The organism is Clostridium cavendishii DSM 21758 (assembly GCF_900141845.1).
GTDB classification, from domain to species: Bacteria; Bacillota; Clostridia; order Clostridiales; family Clostridiaceae; genus Clostridium_AG; species Clostridium_AG cavendishii.
The window spans coordinates 94365-117106 of the sequence record NZ_FQZB01000013.1; the positions used below are offsets into that span (position 1 = coordinate 94365).

Here is a 22742-nt window from a genome sequence, read left to right on the forward strand (position 1 = left end):
AGTGATTAAGCATTTTGCTTAATCACTTTTTTACATAAATCCTGATCTTATTATTGAAATCATAAGCCAAAGTCCGAAAACTGCAGCTATTACATATCCTGTTATTCCTATTATGGATACCCCTTGTACCTTGGGTCCTACATTAGAATTTAAAATCATTGAGGAAGATACTATCATCGCAGCAACTATAAATCCAAAAACCACTCTATTTACCATCTTATTTAACTGATTGATGTATGAATTCAAACTATCCACTTTTAATTGAACCTTAAGACGTCCCCTTGTACACGTATTTATAAAATCTACTATTTTAGACGGCAATTTTATAGTATCATTTGTGAAAGTATATAATTTAAAGGCCAATTCATCTTTATCTATTTTTTCTTTTATATAAGCCTTATTTTTTGATTTAACAAATGGAATTATAACATCAAGTATTTCAATATCTGGTTCTATTTGAGCTACAACACCCTCTAAAACAACCATTGCTCTTATTAAGGAAACTAAATCCTTAGGTAGCTGTATGTTATTATTTTTTGCTATTGAAAAAATTTCTTCAAGTAATAATGATATTCTTATATTCTTAAGGGATGTTGTTAAATAGCTTTCAAATAAATAATCTAAATCTTCATATAATCTATTAGTAGTTACTTTACCTTTTTTTATACCTACTGCCATTATAAAGCTAATAACCTTGTCTATATCCTTTGTTGCAATAGCTATAATTGCCTCATTCATCCATTTTCTAATATTATCTGAAAGTTCTCCAACTATTCCAAAATCTATATAACAAATACAACCATCATATATTAAAAGATTACCTGGATGAGGATCTCCATGAAAAAATCCATCATTAAATATTTGCTTACAAAATGATAATGCAAGCTTCTTAGCTACATCTTTTCTATCATACCCATAGCCCTCCAGCCTTCTTATATCATTAATTTTAAATCCCTCTATTGCTTCCATAGTTATAACTTTAACTTTTGAATACTGTTTTATAACACTAGGTGAATAAACGCACACTACACCTTTATTTAAATTTTTAAACTTAATCATATTACTTGCTTCTAAGTTAAAATCCAATTCCGCCTCTGTAGCATCTTTAATTTCTTGTAATGCTTCTATAGGATCTATTATTGAATTCTTAAATCTTGATTTTGTTATTCTAGCAAGTTTCATAAGTATTTTTATATCTAAATCCATTTTTTCTTTTATGTCTTCATGTTGTATTTTTACTACAACAGACTTACCATCTTTAAGCTGTGCCCTGTGAACTTGAGCTATCGATGCTGAAGCTATAGGTTCTTCTTCAAAATAATTAAAGGCATCATCTATACTTATGTTAAATTCATTAAAAAATGTATCTTTAACCTTCTCTATCCTATCTTTATTTATAGAATCTTGTAATTTCTCTAGTTCATCTATATATTCTTTTGGTAAAATATCAGGTCTTGTACTCAAAATTTGACCTATTTTTATAAAAGTAGGACCAAGCTCTTCAAAGGCTTTTCTAAGATTTTCTGGAGACTTACTTTTAGAGTTATTATTTTTTGAGTCTAGTAAATATCCAAAACCATAACCTGCAAAAACTCTTACAATCTCACTAAATCTTTTGGCTCCCTTTCTTTTCATCCTTGACCTCCTTTTCTCATCCTTTAACCCTAATTGCAAAAAAGAGGTGTATAAATATCTAAGCATACCTACACCTCTTATTTTAAAATGAAACTCCTATTCATCATCATTCATAGGAGTACTCTTACAGAGTAAGTTCACATCAACCAAATTGAAATTTGGATTCTTACTTATTTGTTCTCTAAAGCATCTATTCTTTCTTTTAATTCCAAAACCATTTGTTTAAGAGTATCGAACTCATCTTTTTTTACCACTTCATATTCTGATAAAAGTTCTTTAACGTCTTCTCTAGTAAGTGGCTTAATTTCATTAAACTTTTCTGAAACAACTTTTGTAGTAGCAGTGGTTTTATTTGTGAAATTTCTTTTTAGTTCTTCTGAAAGTTCCTTACCTTCTTCAACTGTAATCTTTCCTTTTTCAACCATATCATCTACTAATTTATTTGCCTTTTCATAGGTATTTGCAGCAGCTCCGACACCTGCTAACATAACTTTTTTTAACTCATTTATCATTCTAAACACCCCATTAAAAATATTTTGTTTATATGACTAATAAAATTATGTCTTACTTTGAAGTCTTAAGATAATTATACCATTTTACTTAATATTTAAACATATAATGTTGATAATAATGGAATTATGTTTTTGATTTCTGTTTCAAATTTTCATAGCTTTCTATATTTTTAACATTATTTATAAGTTTATTCATATTTTAAATTTTAATTGACATTACTTGCAATTTTAGATTTTATTGCGATAATATAATTAAAAACTTCTGAGAGGTATTTAAAGATGAATAATTTAAACGAAATAATTACTTCTATTCAAAAATGCAGATTGTTTTCTCATTTTAATGAAGATAAGATAAACTCGCTTTTTAAAAATGATAAGTTAATATCAAAAACTTATAATTCTTCTGATATTATTTTTAACGAGGATGACACTTGCAATTATTTAAGTATTATAATTACAGGGATAATAGAAATTCAAAAATTAGATCCTGAAGGTAATGTGCTTACCGTGGCCACTTTATCCTCCGGAAATGTATTTGGTGAGAATCTATTATTTGGGGATAGAAATCAATATCCTATGTCTGTAGTTTGTAAAACTGCCGCCAAGGTTATTCATCTTCCAAAATCTCTAATATATTCTCTTTGTCAAACGGATTCCGAGTTTTTAACCCAACTACTTAGAGTTTTATCAAATAAGGCTTTATCTCTTAGTAGTAAATTAAAACAAGTTAGTATGAAGTCGCTTAGACAAATGATTTGCCACTTTCTGATGATTAAATATAAAAAATCTAATTCTTTAGTTATTCCACTTGGAATGTCTAAAAAGGAATGGTCAGAAAAACTAGGTGTTCAGAGGCCATCTTTATCTAGAGAACTTATAAAGATGAAAGAAGAAGGCATTATAGATTATAATAGAACTGAAATAATAATTCTTGATATTGAAGAAGTTAAATCTCAAAGCTAATTATTAAAAAAACCTCTAGTCCCCTTTAAATTAAACATTTTTCTTAATCTATCATATATTTTCTAATGTTTACTAATGAAACCAATATAAAATTAAAAAAATATTTCACATTAACTTTTTACCCAAAGTTAACCTGTTATTGATTTAAATGTAATCTTGGTTTTTTACAATGAATTTGTAGTTCATATCATTTATACAAATCATTATTAAAGGGGGACTTTCATAATATGAAAAGATTCACTATTCTTTCGCTAAGTCTAATTTCAACAATAGTACTTTCAGTAAGTACTGTTGCACACGCCAATGATATTAATCAAACAACAAAGGATATTAAACAAACAACAGATGTAAAAAATTCAGGTTTTCATCAAGAAAAACCTGAAATAGATTTTTATGTTAACGAATCCGGAGAAACTGTTTTAGAAGCAAAACTAAACAATGGTCAAACTATTCAATATCCTAAGGAAATTGTTGATAAGTATTCAGAAGTTGTACCATCTAATAATGTTAAGCCAAAATGGGGAACAGGTGGCAAATATAATAGCCATAGACAAATAGAACTAAATGCAGCAAAGCTATCAGGCCTACCCTATACACTAGGTAAATCTATAGCCAACTACTCAGCATGGCCAGACGAGAATGAAAATGATACTTATACATGGGTAGGACATTTTTACGGTGCTAACGGCAAGAATTGGATGGGATTTAGTTCTCCTAATGCTAAAGATAGATTTATTAAATATGCAAATGATGCTTTAAAAGCTCTTAAGTCTGAAAAGAACATATATAATCCATCTGAGGAAACAGATAGGTTAATAGGCTCAGCAATGCATTATTTAGCTGATATGAATGTACCACATCATGCTCAAAATATGACAGCAGTAAACTCTGACCATTCAGCCTTTGAAGATTGGGTAGATAATAACTGTGAAAGTTTCATGTTAACAAGTTGTGATATAAAAGCATATGACTTCATTGAGTGGAATAGCTCATTAAATAAATTAGTTAATGATAGTGTCTCAAATGCTAGAAAGTTTGGTTTCAGTAAGAAAAACTTAGTCTATTATTATTTATCAGACGATTATAGTAAGGTTGCAGAATCAACTTTTAAAAATTCCCAAGATGTTTGTTCTAAATTCCTTGAAAGATTATATTTTGAAGTAAACAAATAGATTCTTCGTTACTATTTGCAATATTATTATCAACTATATTAACCCATTTAATAACTTTTATCAATCTATCATTACTATCATAAATATTATAAAAAAATATAGAGTTGATAATATAAATTTTAATTTTTATAATCAACTCTATACTTTAAATTAATTTATTTTTTCATGAAATTTTCTATATCCTCAACTTCTTTTATCATGTCTTTTGTTAGAACTTCATAACCATTTTCTGTTACAAGCACGTCATCCTCTATTCTAACCCCTATACCTTCTTCTTCAATGTAAATACCTGGCTCTACAGTGAATACCATACCTGGTTTTAAGTCTCCCCATCTTTTACCTACATCATGAGTATCTAGTCCTAAACTATGTCCTATTGAATGGAAATAATACTTCTTAACTTCACTTTTTTCTTTAATTAAACCAAGTTTTATACATTCTTCTGCTAACAAATCTGTAGCTTTTTCATTGATTTTACCCCAGTTTGCTCCTGGCTTCATCATCTCTATAACTGCTTTATTTACTGATAAAACTGATTCATAGACTTCTCTTTGTCTATCTCTAAACTTACCATCTACTGGGAAAGTCCTTGATATATCTGCATTATAATAATTTACCTGTGCTCCTAAGTCAAAAAGCATTAAGTCCTCAGCTTTCATTTCTGAATTATTATCTACATAATGTAATATAGTAGCATTCTTTCCTGCTGCAGCTATAGTATTAAATGCCAAGTCCTTAACCCCTCTTTGTTTGCATATAAAATCAAAATAAGCTTCTAATTCAAATTCCTTCATACCAGGTCTTGAACTTTTCATTAAGGTTTCAACTGCTTCAATTGTAATCTTAATAGCCTTTCTCATTTCTTCTATTTCTTCTGGAGATTTGACTAGTCTAAGCTCTGATATTATATTATATATATTTCTAATTCTAACATATGGATATAATGCTGTTACTTCAGCTGCAAATTTTTCTCTTTGAGTACTTGAAGCGTCAAAACTTCTTCTCTCTAAATCTAAATAAAGATTTTCAGCTTCCCCTGAAGTAAATATAACATTTAATGCTGCTTTAAATTCATCTAAGAACTTAACATTTTCTACCCCTGACACCTCTTTTGCTTCATTTTCTCTTATAGTCTTTCCAACCCATTTTTCCATAACAAGATCTGGTCTTTTTATAAATAAAGTTTCTTCTACTTTACCTTGTACTTTCTTAAGTAAAAGTATATGTTCCTCTTCGTCTATTCCAGTTACATAATAAAAATTTCTATTTGGAGTAAAACTATATTGCTCATCAGCTGTCTTCTGAACTGCATTTCCTGCGAAAAATATTGCTAAACTGTTATCTTCTAGCAACTCCATTAAGTTTTTTCTATTCTTTTTAAAAACCTCGTTATTCATTTTATCTGCCCCTTCTTATAAAATTTCTTTTATTAAGTATACCATATTTTTCAATATGGTTCGAAATTTCATTTGTTTTTTATATTATAATCTATTTTAAAATTCTATTAGATTTAAAACAAACCTTTATATTTCATATTACCAAAAATTATGTCTGATTCAATTATATTATATATCTAAAAACTAATAATACCTAAATGAATTAAATTCCCTTATCTTAATATTTATCATACTTTTATTATTTGAATTAAAATAAAAAAACAATCTCATTTCCTATCTTCTAAATTAATAGGCACGAGACTGTTTTATTAACAGAACTAAGCATAGTTATTCTCCTTAGAAATATTAAAAATTAAATGTATTGGTATTTATATTTAATAATAAATCTGCTACTTCCTTACCATACTCTTTGTCATCTAAAGAACTTTTAACCTCTTCTATAATATCACTATCATCCTTTGTTAAAAAAAGCTTGTCTAAAAAATTTCTTAATTTCATTTTGTTTTCCCCCTGTTTTTTAATTTGTTTTATCTTATGTACTTATTATAGAATGAAAGCTTAAAAATCACCATTACAGCTGAATTACAGTATTGACTTCTTTTCTTACACTTTTGTAATATAATCGTTATATTATAATGTCTATACTTTATACTCGTTTACATTTTACTTTTTTATATACTTTATCCAAAATTTAATTAACAATGCAGACTTTATTTAATATTTATAATTTAGCCCATAAAAAATAAGATATCATTATAAATTAATGACATCTCATTTTTAACCTTTTATTAAATATCCATATTATTTCCTTCAAAAGCATTAATGTACATTTGCTTAATTTCATCAATTAAAGGATATCTAGGGTTTGCTCCTGTACATTGATCATCAAAAGCTTCTTCACACATTTCATCTAAAGTAGCATAAAACTTTTCTTTATTTACTCCAAATTCACTAATAGTCTTAGGTATACCAACTTTCTCCTTTAACTCTTCTATAGCTTTTATTAAATTTTCTATTTTTTCCTCTTGAGTTGTTCCACCCAAACCTAAATAATCTGCTATTATAGAATATCTCCATTTAGCATTTGGATATTTATATTGTGGAAATGCTGCTTGTTTTGTTGGTGTATCTACAGCATTAAATCTTATTACATGATTTATAAGTATTCCATTTGCTGTTCCATGAGGAATATGATGAATAGCTCCAAGCTTATGTGCCATGGAATGACACACTCCTAAAAAAGCATTTGCAAATGCCATACCAGCCATAGTTGCTGCATGGGCCATCTTTTCTCTTGCTTTTATATTAGTTGTTCCTTCATTATAGGCTTGTGGTAAATATTTAAATATAAGTCTTATAGCTTCTAATGAAAGGCCATTTGTATATTCTGATGCTAATACTGATACATAAGCCTCAATAGCATGAGTTAAGGCATCTATTCCTGATGCTGCAGTTAACCCTTTTGGCATATTCATCATAAGTTCTGCATCTACTATAGCCATATCTGGAGTTAATTCATAATCTGCTAAAGGATATTTAACCCCTGTCTTTTCATCTGTTATAACTGCAAAAGGAGTTACTTCTGAACCAGTACCTGCAGATGTTGGTATACTTATCATCATAGCCTTAGTTCCTAGCTTAGGGAATGGATATACTCTCTTTCTTATATCCATGAATCTCATAGCTAAATCTTCAAATTTAACATCTGGATGTTCATATAAAACCCACATAATCTTAGCTGCATCCATTGGTGAGCCTCCACCTACAGCAATTATTGTATCTGGCTTAAAGCTATCCATCTCTGCTGCTCCTTGCTTAGCTGTAGCTAAAGTCGGATCAGGTGCTACATCAAAGAATACCTTAAAGTCTATATTACTAGCTCTTAATATCTCTGTAACTTTATCTACATATCCTAAATCATAAAGCACCCTATCTGTTACTATGAAAGCCTTTTTCTTATGCATATCTTTAAGTTCTTCTAAAGCAACCCCTAATGAACCATATTTAAAATATATTTTTTCAGGAACTCTAAACCAAAGCATATTTTCTCTCCTTTCAGCTACGTTTTTAATATTTAATAAATGTTTAGGTCCAACGTTTTCTGAAACTGAGTTTCCGCCCCATGATCCACAACCTAGAGTTAAGGATGGTGCTAGTTTAAAGTTATATATATCACCTATGGCTCCTTGTGTAGACGGCATGTTAATTATAGTTCTTCCAGTCTTCATAGTTGAGCCAAACTTTTCTATTCTATCTCTACACTTTATTTGATTTGTATAAAGGACTGAAGTATGCCCAAATCCACCAAGTTCAACTAATCTTTGAGCTTTATTTAAAGCTTCATCAAAAGTCTTTACTCTATACATACCTAAAATAGGCGATAACTTTTCATGAGAAAATGGCTCTTCAAGTTCAACTGATTCAACTTCACCAATTAATACCTTTGTATGTTCTGGTACCTTAACCCCTGCAAGTTCAGCTATTTTAAATGCAGATTGACCTACTATCTTAGCATTCAAAGCTCCATTTATTAAAATAACATTGCCTACCTTCTTTAACTCATCATCTTTTAGAAAATATGCTCCTCTTTCTTTAAACTCTTTTCTAACTTCATCATAAACTTCATCTAAAACTAGTACTGTTTGCTCTGACGCACAAATAACACCATTATCAAAAGTTTTTGATAGCAATATAGAACTTACTGCCATTTTAAGATGAGCTGTTTCATCTATAATTGCAGGAGTATTTCCTGCTCCGACCCCTATGGCTGGTTTTCCTGATGAATAAGCTGCTTTAACCATTCCTGGTCCGCCTGTAGCTAAGATTATATCAGATTCTCTCATTACAACTTGTGAAAGCTCAACTGAAGGTTCATCAATCCATCCTATTATATGTTCAGGTGCTCCAGCCTTAACTGCTGCTTCTAAAACTATTTTTGCTGCTTCAATAGTAGAATTTTTAGCTCTTGGATGCGGTGAAAATATAATACCATTCCTTGTTTTTAATGCTATAAGTGCTTTAAATATAGCTGTGGCTGTAGGATTTGTTGTAGGTACTACTGCAGCTACTACTCCTATAGGTTCAGCTACCTTAGTTAATCCAAAAGATTGATCTCTTTCTATAACACCACAAGTTTTATCATCCTTATATTTATTGTAAATATATTCAGATGCAAAATGATTTTTTATTACTTTATCTTCTACAATCCCCATTCCGGATTCTTCTACAGCCATTTTTGCAAGTTTAATCCTCGCATTATTTGCTGCAATAGCTGCCATTCTAAAAATCTCATCTACTTGCTCTTGATTATAAGTTGCAAATTTTCTTTGTGCTTCTCTAACTTGATCTATTTTATCAAGTAATTCTTCCATATTAGTTACTTTCATTAGATTTACACCCCTTTTCTTAAGTAATTAAATTAATACTTAACTATGAACTTTTATTATATAGGGCTTCTACTTTTAATAAATACAAGTAGAAAACTTCTTTATTATTATTAAGTTTTTAAATAACTATTATTCACTAGTTAAGAGAGAAGCTAAATCTTTAATTTGCTTATTTCAAGGTAAGTAGTATTCTAAATTTAAATTCAATTAATTAAATTTATTCTATAAGAAAAATCTTAAAGTTATTTATAACTTTCAATAAACCTTCATTTCTTAAATACAAAAAATAAAAGCCACCAACATTTTTCAAAGTCAGTAGCCTTCTATTTTTTAATACATCATTAAGTAAGTTTTTTTATCGTAGAAAATATGGTAGCTGCAATTATTCCTATAACTCCTCCCAATGAAAATGCTAATACAACATTTTCAAAAAACAAACCTAATATTGTTCCTACACCACAACCTGTCACAATACCATAAGCTGTATATTTAACATCTGCTTCTGTAAACTCTAGTATCCTTTTTACTTTCTCAGCCATATTTTCTCCTCCTAACTTTTAAATTTAATATTTTTATTAAATACCTCTCTACTTATTAGACGTATCTAAAGTGAAAAAAGTTCCGTTAATTTCGAAATTGTAATAAATTTGTAACAATTTCATTTCCTTATTATATAGTTTAATACGAATCTCTAAATTTATTTATAGTAAATCTTTGAATTATACGTTTTTAAACCCAAAATGTCATTTTTTATTTGTAAACATAACTAATTTTATATTTTTCATTTATAAAAGAGAGATTTGTCTTATCTCTCTTTTATAGTAGCATATAATTATTAAAAAAACCTTAAGAACTTCTTAAGAATATCCCAATAATTGTTACAGACATTATTATAGCTGCTAAGTCTGCAAAAATAGCAGCCCATAAAGTATGTCTTATCTTTTTAATTCCTACAGCTCCAAAATAAACAGTTATCGTATAAAATATAGTTTCTGTAGTTCCCATTATAACAGATGCTATGAGACCTATCTTAGTATCAGTACCATATTGCTTTAATATTTCGGTATATACTCCAAGCGCTCCACTGCCTGAAAGTGGCTTTATTAATATAAGTGGTACAAGTTCTTTAGGAAGACCTATCAAGCCTACTATTGGTGCTAATATCGAATTTAGTAAATCTAAAAGCTTAGCTTCTTTAAAAATTCTTATTGCTATTATCATAGATAAAAGATATGGAAATATCCTATAACATACTTTAAGTCCTTCTTTAGCGCCCTCTACAAACCATTCATATACCTTTCTACCAGCAAACATTCCATAGATTATAATTACAAGAAAAATTATAGGTATAATACTTTTTAATAAATAATTAAACATGCTTGTCCTCCCTAAAAATATCTTTGAAGTATCTTTGAGCATAAAATACCAACAGTAGCTGCTGTAGCTGTAGCTATCATAGCTGGAATTATAATGATTCCTGGATTATTAGATCCTTCTGCTGCCCTTATAGATATAATTGTAGAAGGTAATATCTGAATACAAGCTGCATTCATAACCAAAAATAGAGCCATATCATTAGATGCTCGCCCTTTTTGTGGATTAAGCTTGTCTAATTCTTCCATAGCCTTTATTCCAAATGGTGTTGCTGCATTTGATAAACCTAACATATTTGCAGTTAGATTCATAACTATAGCTCCCATAGCCTTTTCACTCTTAGATGCATCTCTAAATAGAAGCTTCAAAATTGGAGTTAATACCTTTGCTAGCTTAGAAGTTAATCCACTCTTTTCTGCAACTTTCATTGTTCCACACCAAAAACACATTATTCCCATAAGACCAAGTATCAAATTGGTTGTAGATGATGTTGAATCTATTATTGCTTTGGATATAGCCTCACCATTACCTGTAAAGATCCCTACTAATATGCCAAATACTAAAAGTATAAACCATATGTAATTAATCATTCATATCTCTCCTTTTTTACATTTTCTATACAATATATGTCTTGCAAGCTAGCTTTAGTAGTGTTAACATAAATCTATAGATTGTTTAATTTAAATTTTCCAAATTTTTTTAAAATTATCGTACTAATTAACATACTAAAGGAGATTTTGACAATGAATGAAGATAATCTTAAATTAGCTCAACAAGATGTTGAGGAAGCACTAAAAGCAGTAGAATCTTTGGAAACTTATATGGATAAAGAAGATTTACCAAAAGAAATTTTAAAAGAAAAATTTTTAACTTTAACTGAAAAAGTTCAAGCTTTAGAAGATATTTTAAAAAGTGAAGGAATACTATAATAAAAAGACATGTTATCACATTTTATTGTGATAACATGTCTTTCTTATATTGCTAATTCACTTTTTGATTCTTTTTGGTTCTGAAGATTTGTAAGCTTATTAAATTCTCTAAATAAAAATACTCCTGTTATAACTGATGATGTAAAATCAGCTATTGGACCTGATAACCAAACTCCAGTAAGTCCTAAAAATTTAGGAAGTATTATTAGCATAGGTATCAATATTATTACTTGTCTTAAAAGACTCAAAAATATTGATATTTTCGCCTTCCCTATGGATTGGAAAAAGTTTGCACTTATTATTTGAAATCCAATTACAGGCATCATAAATAAAAATATCTTTAACCCTTTTACCCCAATTTCTATAAGCTGTTCATCACTATTAAACATCTTTATTATAGCTTGCGGAAAAAGGTGAATTACTATAAAACCTATAACTACTACTGTAGTAGCAGCAATAACTCCATATTTTACAGTATCTTTAACTCTATCATATTTCATCGCACCATAATTATAACCTATTATAGGCTGTGAACCTTGATTAAGACCAAATATAGGCATTAAGAATATCATAGCTACAGAAGATATTACAGTCATTGCTCCAATAGCCAAATCCCCACCATAAATTCTCAATGAATTATTCGACACTACTTGCACAGCACTAGCTGCAACTTGTATCGCAAAAGGTGAAATTCCTATAGCAAATATACTTTTAACATATTCCTTTTTTAATTTCATATTCGAAACTTTAAGCTTCAAAAATGAATCTCCTTTAGTAAAATATCTTAATATCCATACAGTAGCTACCATCTGTGATATTACTGTTGCTATAGCTCCTCCTCTAACTCCAAGTCCTAAAACAAATATGAATATAGGTTCTAAAATCACATTTAAAATAGCTCCTATAAGCATAGTTGCCATTGCAACTCCTGGATTTCCTTCTGATCTTATAGAATGGTTAAGTCCAAAACTCACCATATTAACAATTGTTCCTATAAATATTATTGTTATAAACTCTTTAGCATAAACAATAGTATCTGAACTTGCTCCAAAAGCAACTAATATGTTATCTACAAATAAAAGTCCTAAAATAGTTATTATAACGCTAAATATAATTAGAAGCGTAAAGGCATTTCCTAAAATTTCTTCAGCTTCATCTTTCTTTCCTTGTCCAAGTTTTATAGATATTACAGCAGCTGTACCTATTCCCACAAGCATACCAAAACCCATCATAATAGTCATGATAGGCATTGTTATTCCAACACCTGTAATAGCAAGTTTCCCTATTTCTGGTATATGTCCTATAAACATTCTATCTACTATATTATAAAATGCATTAACTAACATCCCTATTATTGCTGGTACTGAAAACGTAACTAACAATGAACTTACTTTTTCTTCTCCAAGTCTCTTTTGTTTATCCATATTATCCCTCCTTAAATTAAAATCTTAAATTCTATAATTTGAATTTACATCTATGAATCAATATGAGTAGGAGTTTCATTTAAATTATTATATGCTATTTTTTTCATTAACATAATAGCAATTTCTACTTCATCTTCCGTAAGGCCACTAGTTAATATATTATTCCAATTTATTAATATATCAAAAAATCCTATTCTAATTTCTTTAGCCTTTTCGGTTAAATATATTCTATTTGTTCTTTTATCCTTTTCGTCTTTAATTCTTATTATATATCCCTCTTGCTCTAATTTTTGAATTGCCCTTGCTGTTGTTCCTTTGTCTATATTTAGCTTATAGCTTAATTCCTCTTGGCTCAATCCATCCTTTGCATAAAGCTGTATTAGAAACATATATTGCCCAGAACTTAAGTTATATTTACTAAATTTCTTTGTTAAAAATGCATTTCCTTGCCTATAAACTATAGATATATATTTCCCTAGAGCTTCGCATTTAATATTATCTGCTGACAAAAAAATCATCCTTTCTTAATTCTTACTTTATTATTATATGAAAAAATAGTTGCATACGCAACTATTTTTCATATAAATATATTCTAAGTTTATTAGTATATTTTATTATTATTTTTTTAAATTAAAAAGTTTCATATCCAAAACAAAGGCTTATTATAAACTATATTAACATATTAATCCAAAACATTAAAATAACTATTAACTTCTTTTAAATACTTTTGTTGTTCCTTATAATCCGGTATTAAATCCTCCACTAATGTCCAAAATCTTTTTGAATGGTTTAATTCTTTAGTATGACATAACTCATGAATTATAACATAATCAATAGCTTTTTTATCTGCCATTATCAATTTCAAGTTCAAATTTATATTGTTTTTACTTGAACAACTTCCCCATCTAGTTTTTACCTTTTTGATTCTTATATTATTTACAGTAAAATTGTACATCTTTGCTAAAGCTATAGTCCTATCTATTAAATAAGTTTTTGCCGTATTTCTCAAAAAATTTTCAAATAGATCTCTACATATTATTTCTTTCGTTTTCTGGTCTCTAATTATTTCTTCTACTAATGTAAATATAAATTTATCTCTTTCACAGTTAAGTTTATTATTACTACCAACTCTTATTTCTATAGGTAACAATTTCCCGAACAAGAACAGTTTATTACCTTCTTCATATTTTATAACTTTTTTACCTCGTTCTTCTTTTAAAAGTTTCTCCCAAGTTTCTGCTATCCATAATTTATTGTCCATTATAACTTTATTTATACTTCTTTCACTGGCTTTTAATGGCGCTCTTACTTCTATACCTTTTTCTAAGGAAATTTTTATACCTATACTCTTTCTTTTACTTCTTATAAGTTTATACTCCATTATTTTATTACTCCTAATTTATAGTTATAAAAAATTACTTTTATAAATTCTATTGTAATTGTACTTCTTCATAAAAATGTAAAGTATTTATATAACTCAGCATACCACTAATAGTTTGCTATATTAAAAAACTGCCATTTTCATGGCAGTTTATATTATTTTGAACTATCTCTTTTTATTAAATCATATGGAAGCATATAATGACCAGTTTCTAATGTTTTTTGATTTATTAACTTGATTAACATTCTCATAGCCACAGACCCCATATCGTACATAGGTTGCGCTACTGTTGTTAACTTTGGATAGAAAACTTGAGCTAAATCTATATCATTAAACCCTATTACGCTAACATCCTCAGGAACTCTTAATCCTCTTTCTCTTAATGCATTTATAGCCCCCATAGCAACTTCATCTGATGCACAGAAGATAGCTTCTGGCTTAACATTCTTTTGAAGCATTTCTTTAACACCTTTATGCCCTGCTTTGACTTTTAGTCCATTAAAGCATACTAAATTTTCATCTATTTGAAGTCCATTTTCTAGCATAGCCTTTTCATAGCCTTCATATCTTTTTCCCCAAGCATTTTCTGCTTCTTTATCTATTCCTATAAATCCTATTTTCTTTAATCCATTCTCTATTAGATGTTTAGTTGCATCATAAGATGCTGCAACATTATCTATAGTTACACTTGGAAATATACCTTCTTTATCTTTTGTCTCTACTAACACGGTTTTTAAATCTAATTCATTTATAAGACCTACAATTTCATCACTTAATGATGAACTCATATATAGTACGCCATCAACCATTTTTTCTTTTAAAACTCTTAAGTATTCTTTTTCTTTTTCTGGGTCAAAATCTGAGTTACAAAGCATTACATTGTAATCATAAATATTAGCAACATCCTCTGCTCCTCTTACTATTTCTGGGTAAAATTGATTTGATATATCTGGAATTAATATACCTACAGTTCTAGTTCTTTGTGTTTTTAAACTTCTTGCAACTATGTTAGGTCTATATCCAAGCTTTTTTATCGCATCTAATACCTTTTTCTTAGTTTCTTCGTTTACTACATCTATATCATTTAACACTCTTGATACTGTAGCAATAGATACTCCTGCTTCTTTTGCAACATCCTTAATTGACGTAGCCATACACTATCACTCCTCTTCTAAATTATATATTTTAATCATCTTATTATTAATTAACCAAGTAATCACTAATAAACTTTTATACGCCTATAATACTAGCATTTTAATATTATAATGTTTCCTAGTGATTAATACAAGAATTTTGACTTTTTTTGTTCCTTTTTTGCTACTTTTTGTAGTTTATTATAAAATTCAAATTAACAAAACTCCCATGAAACGTTTTCTTTATTTAATTATAAAGAATTACTGTAAAGTTTTCAATATTTTGTATTAATTTTATTATTTTCCATTTTTCTTCTTTAAATTGTCTTTATTGACAAAACTTTTTTGAGAATACTATAATATTTATATCGTATACTAAAATATAAATATTAAGTTTATTTATGCATATTTATATTATTTGCTATAAATATAAAATTTATTTAACGGAGGCCTTCAATGAAAAATTTAACTATAAAAGAAGCCTATAATTTTATACATGAAAACCCTAATGCTCTTATATTAGACGTTCGTACTATAGAAGAGTATTCAGATGGACATTTACCTAAAAGTACTAATATTCCATTAGCTATTTTACCACTTAAAATAGATGAAATTGCACAGTATGAAAATACTCCAGTACTCGTTTATTGCCAAAGAGGTGGCAGAAGCTATCAAGCCTCTATTATTCTCGAAGATAATGGGTTTACTGATCTTTATAACATGGCTAATGGCTTTGCAGCCTGGACATATGAATTTGAAACTTAAAAAATAGATTTGTAGAAAAGAAATGCTCATAAGAAAATTTTTTTAAATTAGTTAGCGGTATAGTACAATAAATACTATACCGCTTTTTTATTTTTTTAATTATTAATAAAAAGCCTATTCATTATTGTTAGTATAAGCATACTTTCAAAGTAAACTCTATTAACTAAATTAAAATTTATATTCTCACTTAAATGAACTTATAAAAATTAAAATTATAAGTATAGGACATAACACCTTTAATGAAAATAGAACAAAATTTACAAAGCCTTTATATTTTGCTAAAGCACCTTCATTTGTTATTTCATTTACGAAGCTTTTTTTATTAATTACATATCCTACAAATATTGCTGTTAAAAGTCCTGTTATTGGTATTAATACATTAGATGTCGTAAAATCAAAGAAATCAAATAAGTTTTTGTTGAAGATTCTTACTCCACCAAATATAGAACTAGGATGTACTGTAAGAGCTCCTATTAAAAACATAATTGAAGTACTGATTATTACTGAAAGCTTTCTACTTATATTAAATTGTTGTGATAAAAATCTTACAGGTACTTCTGATAATGATATCATAGCTGTTGTTGCTGCTATTGCTGTTAATAAGAAAAAGGCTATTAAAAGTATATTTCCCATCGGAAGCTTTGCAAAAGATAACGGTATACTTTGGAATAAAAGCCCTGCTCCTTCGCTTGGGTTAAGTCCAAATTCAAATACTACTGGAAATATAGCAAGTCCAGCCATTATTGATATAACCACATCAGATATAGCTACCTTAAATGATATCCCTATTAAATTAGTATCTTTTTTATAATAACCAGAAAACACAATTAGCACACCCATTGCTATTGCTAATTTAAAGAATGCTAGCCCCATAGCTGTTAATATCATATCTGTTGATACTTTTGAAAAGTCAGGTTTCATTAAAAAACTTATACCTTCACCAGCTTTTGATAACATTAATGCTCTAACATCACAAACAACTATAAGAACTAGAAGTACTGGCATTAAAGTAGATGTAACCTTCTCTATACCTTTTTGTACCCCCTTTGCTAAAACAATTGTAACTATAAGAAGAACTACAAATTGCCAAAACACAGCTACCTTTCCATCAGATACTGTTTGTGTAAAGCTTGTCTTAGTAAAGTTAACAGCATCTGATACATTCATTGTAGCTAAAACATTAAAATCTCCTTTTATAGCCTTAAATAGATATGAATATACCCATCCGGCTACTGCACTGTAGTAGAACATAACAAACATAGAAGTAATCATAGTAAATACACCTGATACTTTAAAAATTTTATTTGCTTTAGGCCATTTACTATCTTTTATTTTATCAAAAGCACCTATTGGATTAGAGCCTGTGCTCCTTCCTATGTAGAATTCTGCAAGCATTAATGGAATACCTAATATAAGTACAAAACCTAAATAAATAATTATAAATGCCGCTCCCCCATTAACACCTGTTAGATACGGAAATTTCCATATATTCCCCAGACCTATTGCTGAACCTAATGTAGCAAAAAATATGGTTAATGCTGAAGAAAATCCCTCTTTATTTTGTGGTTTACTCATGTCTTAATTTCCTCTCTTAAATATATATGTTCTAATTAATATCCTATATAAAAAACAAATTTACTAACAAATAATAGCAACTAAACATTTTTAGTTAAAAATAGCTAATTAAAATCATATATACTATTTAATTTGATTTTATAAGTTCCATAAAAGACTTAATAAAATGAAACTACTACTCATTTACATTCATATAAGTAAATTAAAATAACTAAATTAAAATTTAGATTTTTACTTATGATAAATTATGAGTTAAAGCAAATTTGATTTTTGAATAATCTTTATTGGAATTTATCTATATTATTTTTTTAATCCATTAATATTTATATCATGAAATTTATAACTATAATATAGGGTTAATAAAATTTCATATTTTGACAAAATATCTTAATTTTCTTTATTAATTTTTTTATTTTTCTATTTTAAATTATTTATTTTTCAATTTTTATTAAATACAAGCAGAATTTAAACTACAAAATCGCAAAAAATAAGAGGCAGTGAAGTACACTGCCTCTTATCTATTCAAAATTAATTACATTCTTTCTACTGCTAAATTTAGACTTTCTCCATTAATCATACATTCAGTATAATTAACTTCTGAATTATAAATAATCTCTGTTGTTAAAGTTTCTCTTTTTATAACATCTTCGAACTTTTTAACTATAGTTTCTAACATAGCATTATTAGCTACATATAATTTTATTTTATCTGCAACCTCAAAACCACTTTCTTTTCTCATGTTTTGAATTTTAGATATTATCTCTCTTACATGACCTTCTTCTCTTAGTTCATCAGTTATAGTTGTTTCTAGCACAGCTCCAACTGAACCTTCACTAGCAAAAGCATAACCTTCAAGACCTTGCATTGTGATTAGCAAGTTTTCTTTGTTAAGTTCTATTTCAGTATCATTAACATTTATAACCACGCTTTCACCACTTTGGATTTTAGCGGCCAATTCCATTTGATTTTTAGATGCTATTTCTTTTCTTATTCCAGGTATTAACTTACCATAAGCCTTTCCAAGTACAGGAAGGTTAGGTTTTATTTCAAAATTAACATATTTTGAAATGTCAGCTCCAAATAAAACTTCTTTTATATTTAATTCTGTTTTTATTATTTCGCCATAGTATGCTGGAATAGCATCTGTTGATACTAGCATTTCTAAAAGTGGCTGTCTATTCTTAATATTAGCAGCATTTCTTGCACTTCTTCCAAGCTTAACTATTGTGTATGCTAAGTCCATTTCTTTTTCTAATTCTTTATTAACTAAAGAACTTTCAGCTTGTGGCCATTTACATAAATGAACACTTTCTATAGCATTTTCATCTAATCCTACTACTAAGCTTTGATATATAAGCTCACTCATAAATGGTACAAATGGAGCTGATATCTTACTTAAAGTTACTAAAACTCTATATAAAGTTGTATATGCTCCTATCTTGTCATCGTTAAGTTCTGTAGTCCAGAATCTAGCTCTGTTACTTCTTACATACCAGTTAGATAATTCATCTACGAATGCATCTAAAGCTAAAGCACCTTGAGTTATTCTGTAGTTTTCTAAGTGATCTGCAACTTCAATCACTAAAGTATTTAATTTAGATATTATCCACTTATCCATTACATTTTCTGATTCAAAATCACTATATTTAGTAGCATCGAATTTATCTAACTCTGCATATAAAACATAGAAATTAAATACATTCCATAAAGTACTTAAGAACTTTCTTTGAGTTTCTTCTACATCTTCTTTAGAAAGTCTTGTAGGTATCCATGGTGCACTTGAAGTATAGAAATGCCATCTTGTAGCATCTGCTCCAGCAGATTCTATAACTTCATCTGGAGATACAACATTTCCCTTTGATTTTGACATTTTTAAGCCCTTCTTATCAAGAACATGACCCAAAACTATGCAATTTTCAAATGGATTCTTATCAAATATAGCTGTTGATATAGCAAGTAATGTATAGAACCATCCTCTTGTTTGATCTACAGCTTCTGATATGAATTGTCCTGGAAAATTAGCTTCAAATAATTCTTTGTTTTCAAATGGATAGTGATGTTGAGCAAATGGCATTGAACCTGAGTCAAACCAACAGTCAATAACTTCTGCTGTTCTAGTCATTTCTTTTCCACAACAAGAACATTTTAGCTTAACTTTATCTATATAAGGTTTGTGTAATTCTATATCATCTGGAACATTTATTCCTTTTTCTTTAAGTTCTGCTATACTTCCTATAAGCTCTCTGTGACCACATTCACATTCCCAAATTGGAAGTGGAGTTCCCCAATACCTATCTCTTGATATTCCCCAGTCAATAACTCCTTCTAAGAACTTACCAAATCTTCCTGTTCTTATGTTGTCTGGATACCAGTTTATCTTATTATTATTTTCTATTAATTTATCTCTTAAAGATGTCATTCTTACAAACCAGCTTGCTTTTGGATAGTAAAGAAGTGGTGTATCACATCTCCAGCAGTGAGGGTATGAGTGAGTATGCTTTTCTGATTTGAATAGCATATTATGTTCTTTCATATAAGCTATTATCTTCTCATCTGCTTTTTTAACAAATAATCCAGCCCAAGGCGTAACCGAATCTACAAATTTACCTTCAGCATCTACTAAGTTTAAGAATGCTATATCATTCTTCTTACATACAAGACTATCATCTTCACCATAAGCAGGAGCTGTATGAACTACTCCTGTACCATCTGATAAAGTAACGAAATCTCCATGTATTACTACAAATGCTTTACCTTCTGGTTTTTCAAATTTAAATAATTGTTCATATTCAGTACCTAAAAGTTCTTCACCTTTGAACTCTTTAACTATTTCATAATCTTCTCCTAATACTTTTGGAGCTAATTCTTTAGCTAATATATAGCGCTCTTCGTTACAAAGAACTTCTACATAGTCATAAGCTTTGTTTATAGTTAAAGCTAAGTTTGATGGTAAAGTCCATGGAGTTGTTGTCCATGCTAATATATATTTGTTTTCTTCACCTTTAACCTTGAATTTAACTACTGCAGTATTATCTTTTACATCTTTATATCCTTGAGCAACTTCATGCGAAGAAAGAGAAGTTCCACATCTAGGGCAGTAAGGCATAACCTTATGACCTTTGTATAGTAAATCCTTATCCCACATTTGTTTTAAAGCCCACCATACTGATTCAATGTATGGGTTGTGATAAGTTACATATGGATTCTCCATGTCAACCCAGTATCCAACCTTATTAGTCATATCTTCCCACATGTTAACATATGTGAAAACTGAGTCTTTACATTGTTTAACAAAGTCTTCAACACCATGTTCTTCTATTTGTTCCTTACCTGAAATGCCCAATTTCTTTTCTATTTCAAGTTCAACTGGAAGTCCATGAGTATCCCAACCTGCTTTTCTTATAACCTTATATCCTTGCATTACTTTATATCTTGGAATTATATCCTTCATAACTCTTGTTAAAACATGACCTACGTGTGGCTTACCATTAGCTGTTGGAGGTCCATCGAAGAAGGTAAAATACTCTCCATCTGGGTTTGCATTAAAATTCTTTTTGATTACATCTTTTTGTTTCCAAAGTTCTCTTACGTCTTTTTCTAAATCAACAAATTTCTTCGTTGAGTCATACTTCTTATACATGGTTTTTTCCCCTTTCACTTTTTGTATTTCAATAGTTTAATTATTGCCTTTAAAATATATAAAATACCTTGCTTAGATAATATATATTAGAATATAAAAAAAACTCCATCCTAAAGGACGAAGTTACATTCGCTATACCACCTAAGGTTATACCCTACCCCTATTAAAACATGGGTAGTCGTAATTTCGAGTACAAACATACTCTATCCTTTAACGCAGGCTAACGGGATAAGCTTACTAGAACTTCAGCCTCCAACTCATAGGTGATTTTCCTTACTTCTAATCATAGCTTTGCACCAAACAACTACTCTCTTTAGATATCAAAACAAGTACTTTTCCTAATCATAGTCTTTATTTAACAAAATTATATATTAATGATTTTTAAATGTCAATAACAATTGAAATATTATACATTACTTGTTTATTAAGGCTTCTAAGCTTATAATTTTTATAAGCTTTAATTTTACAAATAAATTTTCTTTGATTACAAAAAATACTATAAACTCATATTAAACTTAGGAGGATTATTATGTTTAATTATTTTATAACTTTGTTAATCAACTTACTTTCTATAGGGATAACTATATTTCTAATCTTTAATTTAATAAATGTTAAAAGTCAAATAAATGCTCTTAAATCTAAATGTGAAGAAAACTATGGAAAAACCTTTTATTGCAATTATAATAAATCACAATTTATTTGGTGTATTGTTTTTTGTATTCTTTTATCTGTAAATTCTATATTTATAATTATGGATAGTATCTTACACTCTTTAACTCACTCTAGTATAACTTCTTTTTTCAGTTTATTATGTTTATCTATTGTAATTTTTTCTCAAAGGAAGTTTTGTATTACTGAAAAAGGAATCTTACCTGTTTCTATTTTTAAAGGATTCTTAAAGCAAGATTTTATACCCTGGAACACAACATACTCTTATGAATTTAATACTTCAACTTTTAATAGATCCTTAGTCATTTATTACATAAAAAATAGTAAAAAGGAAAAAATAAGCTCAATACTTTCAAAAAGAGACTTGAAAATAGTTCAACCATTAATTACAGATCTATATCCTAAAGAAACTAAATAATAATTTTTATTATTTAGTATTGACTTCTTTTATCATTTGTGTTTTAATTAAATCAAGGAATTAATTATTCCGATCCCCTTTAGTAAATCATACTATTTCTAAAATGGAGGAAATCAGTATGGAAAATAATAATTTAAATCAAGAAGTACTAGATAAACTTACCAAGGTTTGCCTTTGCAAAGCAATTCCTCGTTCTAGAATTAAAGATTCTATACGAAAAGGCGCTTTGACTGTAGCTGACGTTAGTAAAGCAACAGGCTCTTGCACAGGTGGCTGTAAAGGTAGAAGATGTACTCCTAAGATTCAAGAATTGATAGATGCATATCAAAATGACGAATGGCAATAATTCCCCTTATTGCTATATAGTCC

The 22742-nt window shown here is 28.6% G+C and carries 20 protein-coding genes and 1 other annotated feature; of the genes, 6 read left to right on the plus strand and 14 right to left on the minus strand.

Annotation, left to right across the window (positions count from 1 at the left end):
- Positions 1-30: 30 nt before the first annotated feature.
- Both BUB01_RS15350 and BUB01_RS15355 read right to left on the minus strand, forming a co-directional pair.
- Positions 31-1635: an ABC1 kinase family protein gene (locus BUB01_RS15350; protein ID WP_072989824.1), complete on the minus strand. Its 1605-nt coding sequence runs from the start codon at positions 1633-1635 to the stop codon at positions 31-33.
- Between the two features lie 170 nt (positions 1636-1805).
- A complete protein-coding gene (locus tag BUB01_RS15355; protein ID WP_072989827.1) occupies positions 1806-2147 on the minus strand; it encodes a phasin family protein in 342 nt (113 codons plus the stop codon).
- 279 nt (positions 2148-2426) lie between these two features.
- Here BUB01_RS15355 and BUB01_RS15360 point away from each other — a divergent pair, with 279 nt between their 5' ends.
- Both BUB01_RS15360 and BUB01_RS15365 read left to right on the plus strand, forming a co-directional pair.
- Positions 2427-3110, plus strand: a complete 684-nt coding sequence (locus BUB01_RS15360) for a Crp/Fnr family transcriptional regulator (protein WP_072989832.1) — start codon at positions 2427-2429, stop codon at positions 3108-3110.
- A 227-nt stretch (positions 3111-3337) separates the two neighbouring features.
- Positions 3338-4282 (plus strand): phospholipase C/P1 nuclease family protein, encoded by a 945-nt coding sequence (locus BUB01_RS15365; RefSeq protein ID WP_072989834.1) that lies wholly within the window; start codon positions 3338-3340, stop codon positions 4280-4282.
- 155 nt (positions 4283-4437) lie between these two features.
- On the opposite strand, the gene BUB01_RS15370 is transcribed toward BUB01_RS15365, so the two are convergent.
- From BUB01_RS15370 to BUB01_RS15390, 6 genes are all read right to left on the minus strand, one after another.
- Positions 4438-5679: an aminopeptidase P family protein gene (locus tag BUB01_RS15370; RefSeq protein WP_072989837.1), complete on the minus strand. Its 1242-nt coding sequence runs from the start codon at positions 5677-5679 to the stop codon at positions 4438-4440.
- Between the two features lie 345 nt (positions 5680-6024).
- Positions 6025-6177, minus strand: coding sequence for a hypothetical protein (locus tag BUB01_RS23285; protein ID WP_159433266.1), 153 nt, complete (start codon positions 6175-6177; stop codon positions 6025-6027).
- Between the two features lie 290 nt (positions 6178-6467).
- Positions 6468-9065 carry a bifunctional acetaldehyde-CoA/alcohol dehydrogenase gene (adhE, locus tag BUB01_RS15375; RefSeq protein WP_072989840.1) on the minus strand — a complete coding sequence of 866 codons (2598 nt, stop codon included), beginning with the start codon at positions 9063-9065 and terminating at the stop codon, positions 6468-6470.
- Between the two features lie 341 nt (positions 9066-9406).
- On the minus strand, positions 9407-9604 hold the full coding sequence (locus BUB01_RS15380) for a hypothetical protein (protein WP_072989843.1): 198 nt from the start codon (positions 9602-9604) through the stop codon (positions 9407-9409).
- A 307-nt stretch (positions 9605-9911) separates the two neighbouring features.
- The gene (locus BUB01_RS15385) at positions 9912-10442 is read right to left on the minus strand and encodes a spore maturation protein (protein ID WP_072989846.1); all 531 of its coding nucleotides are present in this window, start codon (positions 10440-10442) and stop codon (positions 9912-9914) included.
- 11 nt (positions 10443-10453) lie between these two features.
- Positions 10454-11029 (minus strand): nucleoside recognition domain-containing protein, encoded by a 576-nt coding sequence (locus BUB01_RS15390; protein ID WP_072989850.1) that lies wholly within the window; start codon positions 11027-11029, stop codon positions 10454-10456.
- 153 nt (positions 11030-11182) lie between these two features.
- Between BUB01_RS15390 and BUB01_RS15395 the strand changes: the two genes are divergently transcribed.
- Entirely contained in the window at positions 11183-11368 is a 186-nt protein-coding gene (locus tag BUB01_RS15395; protein ID WP_072989854.1) for a hypothetical protein, read from the plus strand.
- Between the two features lie 44 nt (positions 11369-11412).
- Here BUB01_RS15395 and BUB01_RS15400 read toward each other — a convergent pair whose 3' ends face one another.
- The 4 genes from BUB01_RS15400 to BUB01_RS15415 all read right to left on the minus strand — a co-directional run bounded on the left by BUB01_RS15400 (position 11413) and on the right by BUB01_RS15415 (position 15327).
- Positions 11413-12792 (minus strand): MATE family efflux transporter, encoded by a 1380-nt coding sequence (locus BUB01_RS15400; RefSeq protein WP_072989858.1) that lies wholly within the window; start codon positions 12790-12792, stop codon positions 11413-11415.
- Between the two features lie 50 nt (positions 12793-12842).
- Positions 12843-13301: a MarR family winged helix-turn-helix transcriptional regulator gene (locus BUB01_RS15405; protein ID WP_242958418.1), complete on the minus strand. Its 459-nt coding sequence runs from the start codon at positions 13299-13301 to the stop codon at positions 12843-12845.
- A 173-nt stretch (positions 13302-13474) separates the two neighbouring features.
- Positions 13475-14173: a M48 family metallopeptidase gene (locus tag BUB01_RS15410; RefSeq protein ID WP_072989864.1), complete on the minus strand. Its 699-nt coding sequence runs from the start codon at positions 14171-14173 to the stop codon at positions 13475-13477.
- Positions 14174-14328: 155 nt separating this feature from the next.
- Positions 14329-15327 (minus strand): LacI family DNA-binding transcriptional regulator, encoded by a 999-nt coding sequence (locus BUB01_RS15415; RefSeq protein WP_072989867.1) that lies wholly within the window; start codon positions 15325-15327, stop codon positions 14329-14331.
- 435 nt (positions 15328-15762) lie between these two features.
- Here BUB01_RS15415 and BUB01_RS15420 point away from each other — a divergent pair, with 435 nt between their 5' ends.
- Positions 15763-16071 (plus strand): rhodanese-like domain-containing protein, encoded by a 309-nt coding sequence (locus tag BUB01_RS15420; protein ID WP_072989870.1) that lies wholly within the window; start codon positions 15763-15765, stop codon positions 16069-16071.
- 183 nt (positions 16072-16254) lie between these two features.
- Here BUB01_RS15420 and BUB01_RS15425 read toward each other — a convergent pair whose 3' ends face one another.
- Both BUB01_RS15425 and ileS read right to left on the minus strand, forming a co-directional pair.
- A complete protein-coding gene (locus BUB01_RS15425; RefSeq protein WP_072989874.1) occupies positions 16255-17646 on the minus strand; it encodes a sodium-dependent transporter in 1392 nt (463 codons plus the stop codon).
- Between the two features lie 532 nt (positions 17647-18178).
- Entirely contained in the window at positions 18179-21286 is a 3108-nt protein-coding gene (gene ileS, locus BUB01_RS15430) for an isoleucine--tRNA ligase (RefSeq protein ID WP_072989879.1), read from the minus strand.
- Between the two features lie 110 nt (positions 21287-21396).
- Positions 21397-21641: a binding site (T-box leader), on the minus strand.
- Between the two features lie 174 nt (positions 21642-21815).
- Here ileS and BUB01_RS15435 point away from each other — a divergent pair.
- Both BUB01_RS15435 and BUB01_RS15440 read left to right on the plus strand, forming a co-directional pair.
- Entirely contained in the window at positions 21816-22373 is a 558-nt protein-coding gene (locus BUB01_RS15435; protein WP_072989882.1) for a hypothetical protein, read from the plus strand.
- 118 nt (positions 22374-22491) lie between these two features.
- Complete coding sequence (locus tag BUB01_RS15440; protein ID WP_072989886.1) at positions 22492-22719, plus strand: (2Fe-2S)-binding protein; 228 nt, start codon at positions 22492-22494, stop codon at positions 22717-22719.
- Positions 22720-22742 lie beyond the last annotated feature (23 nt).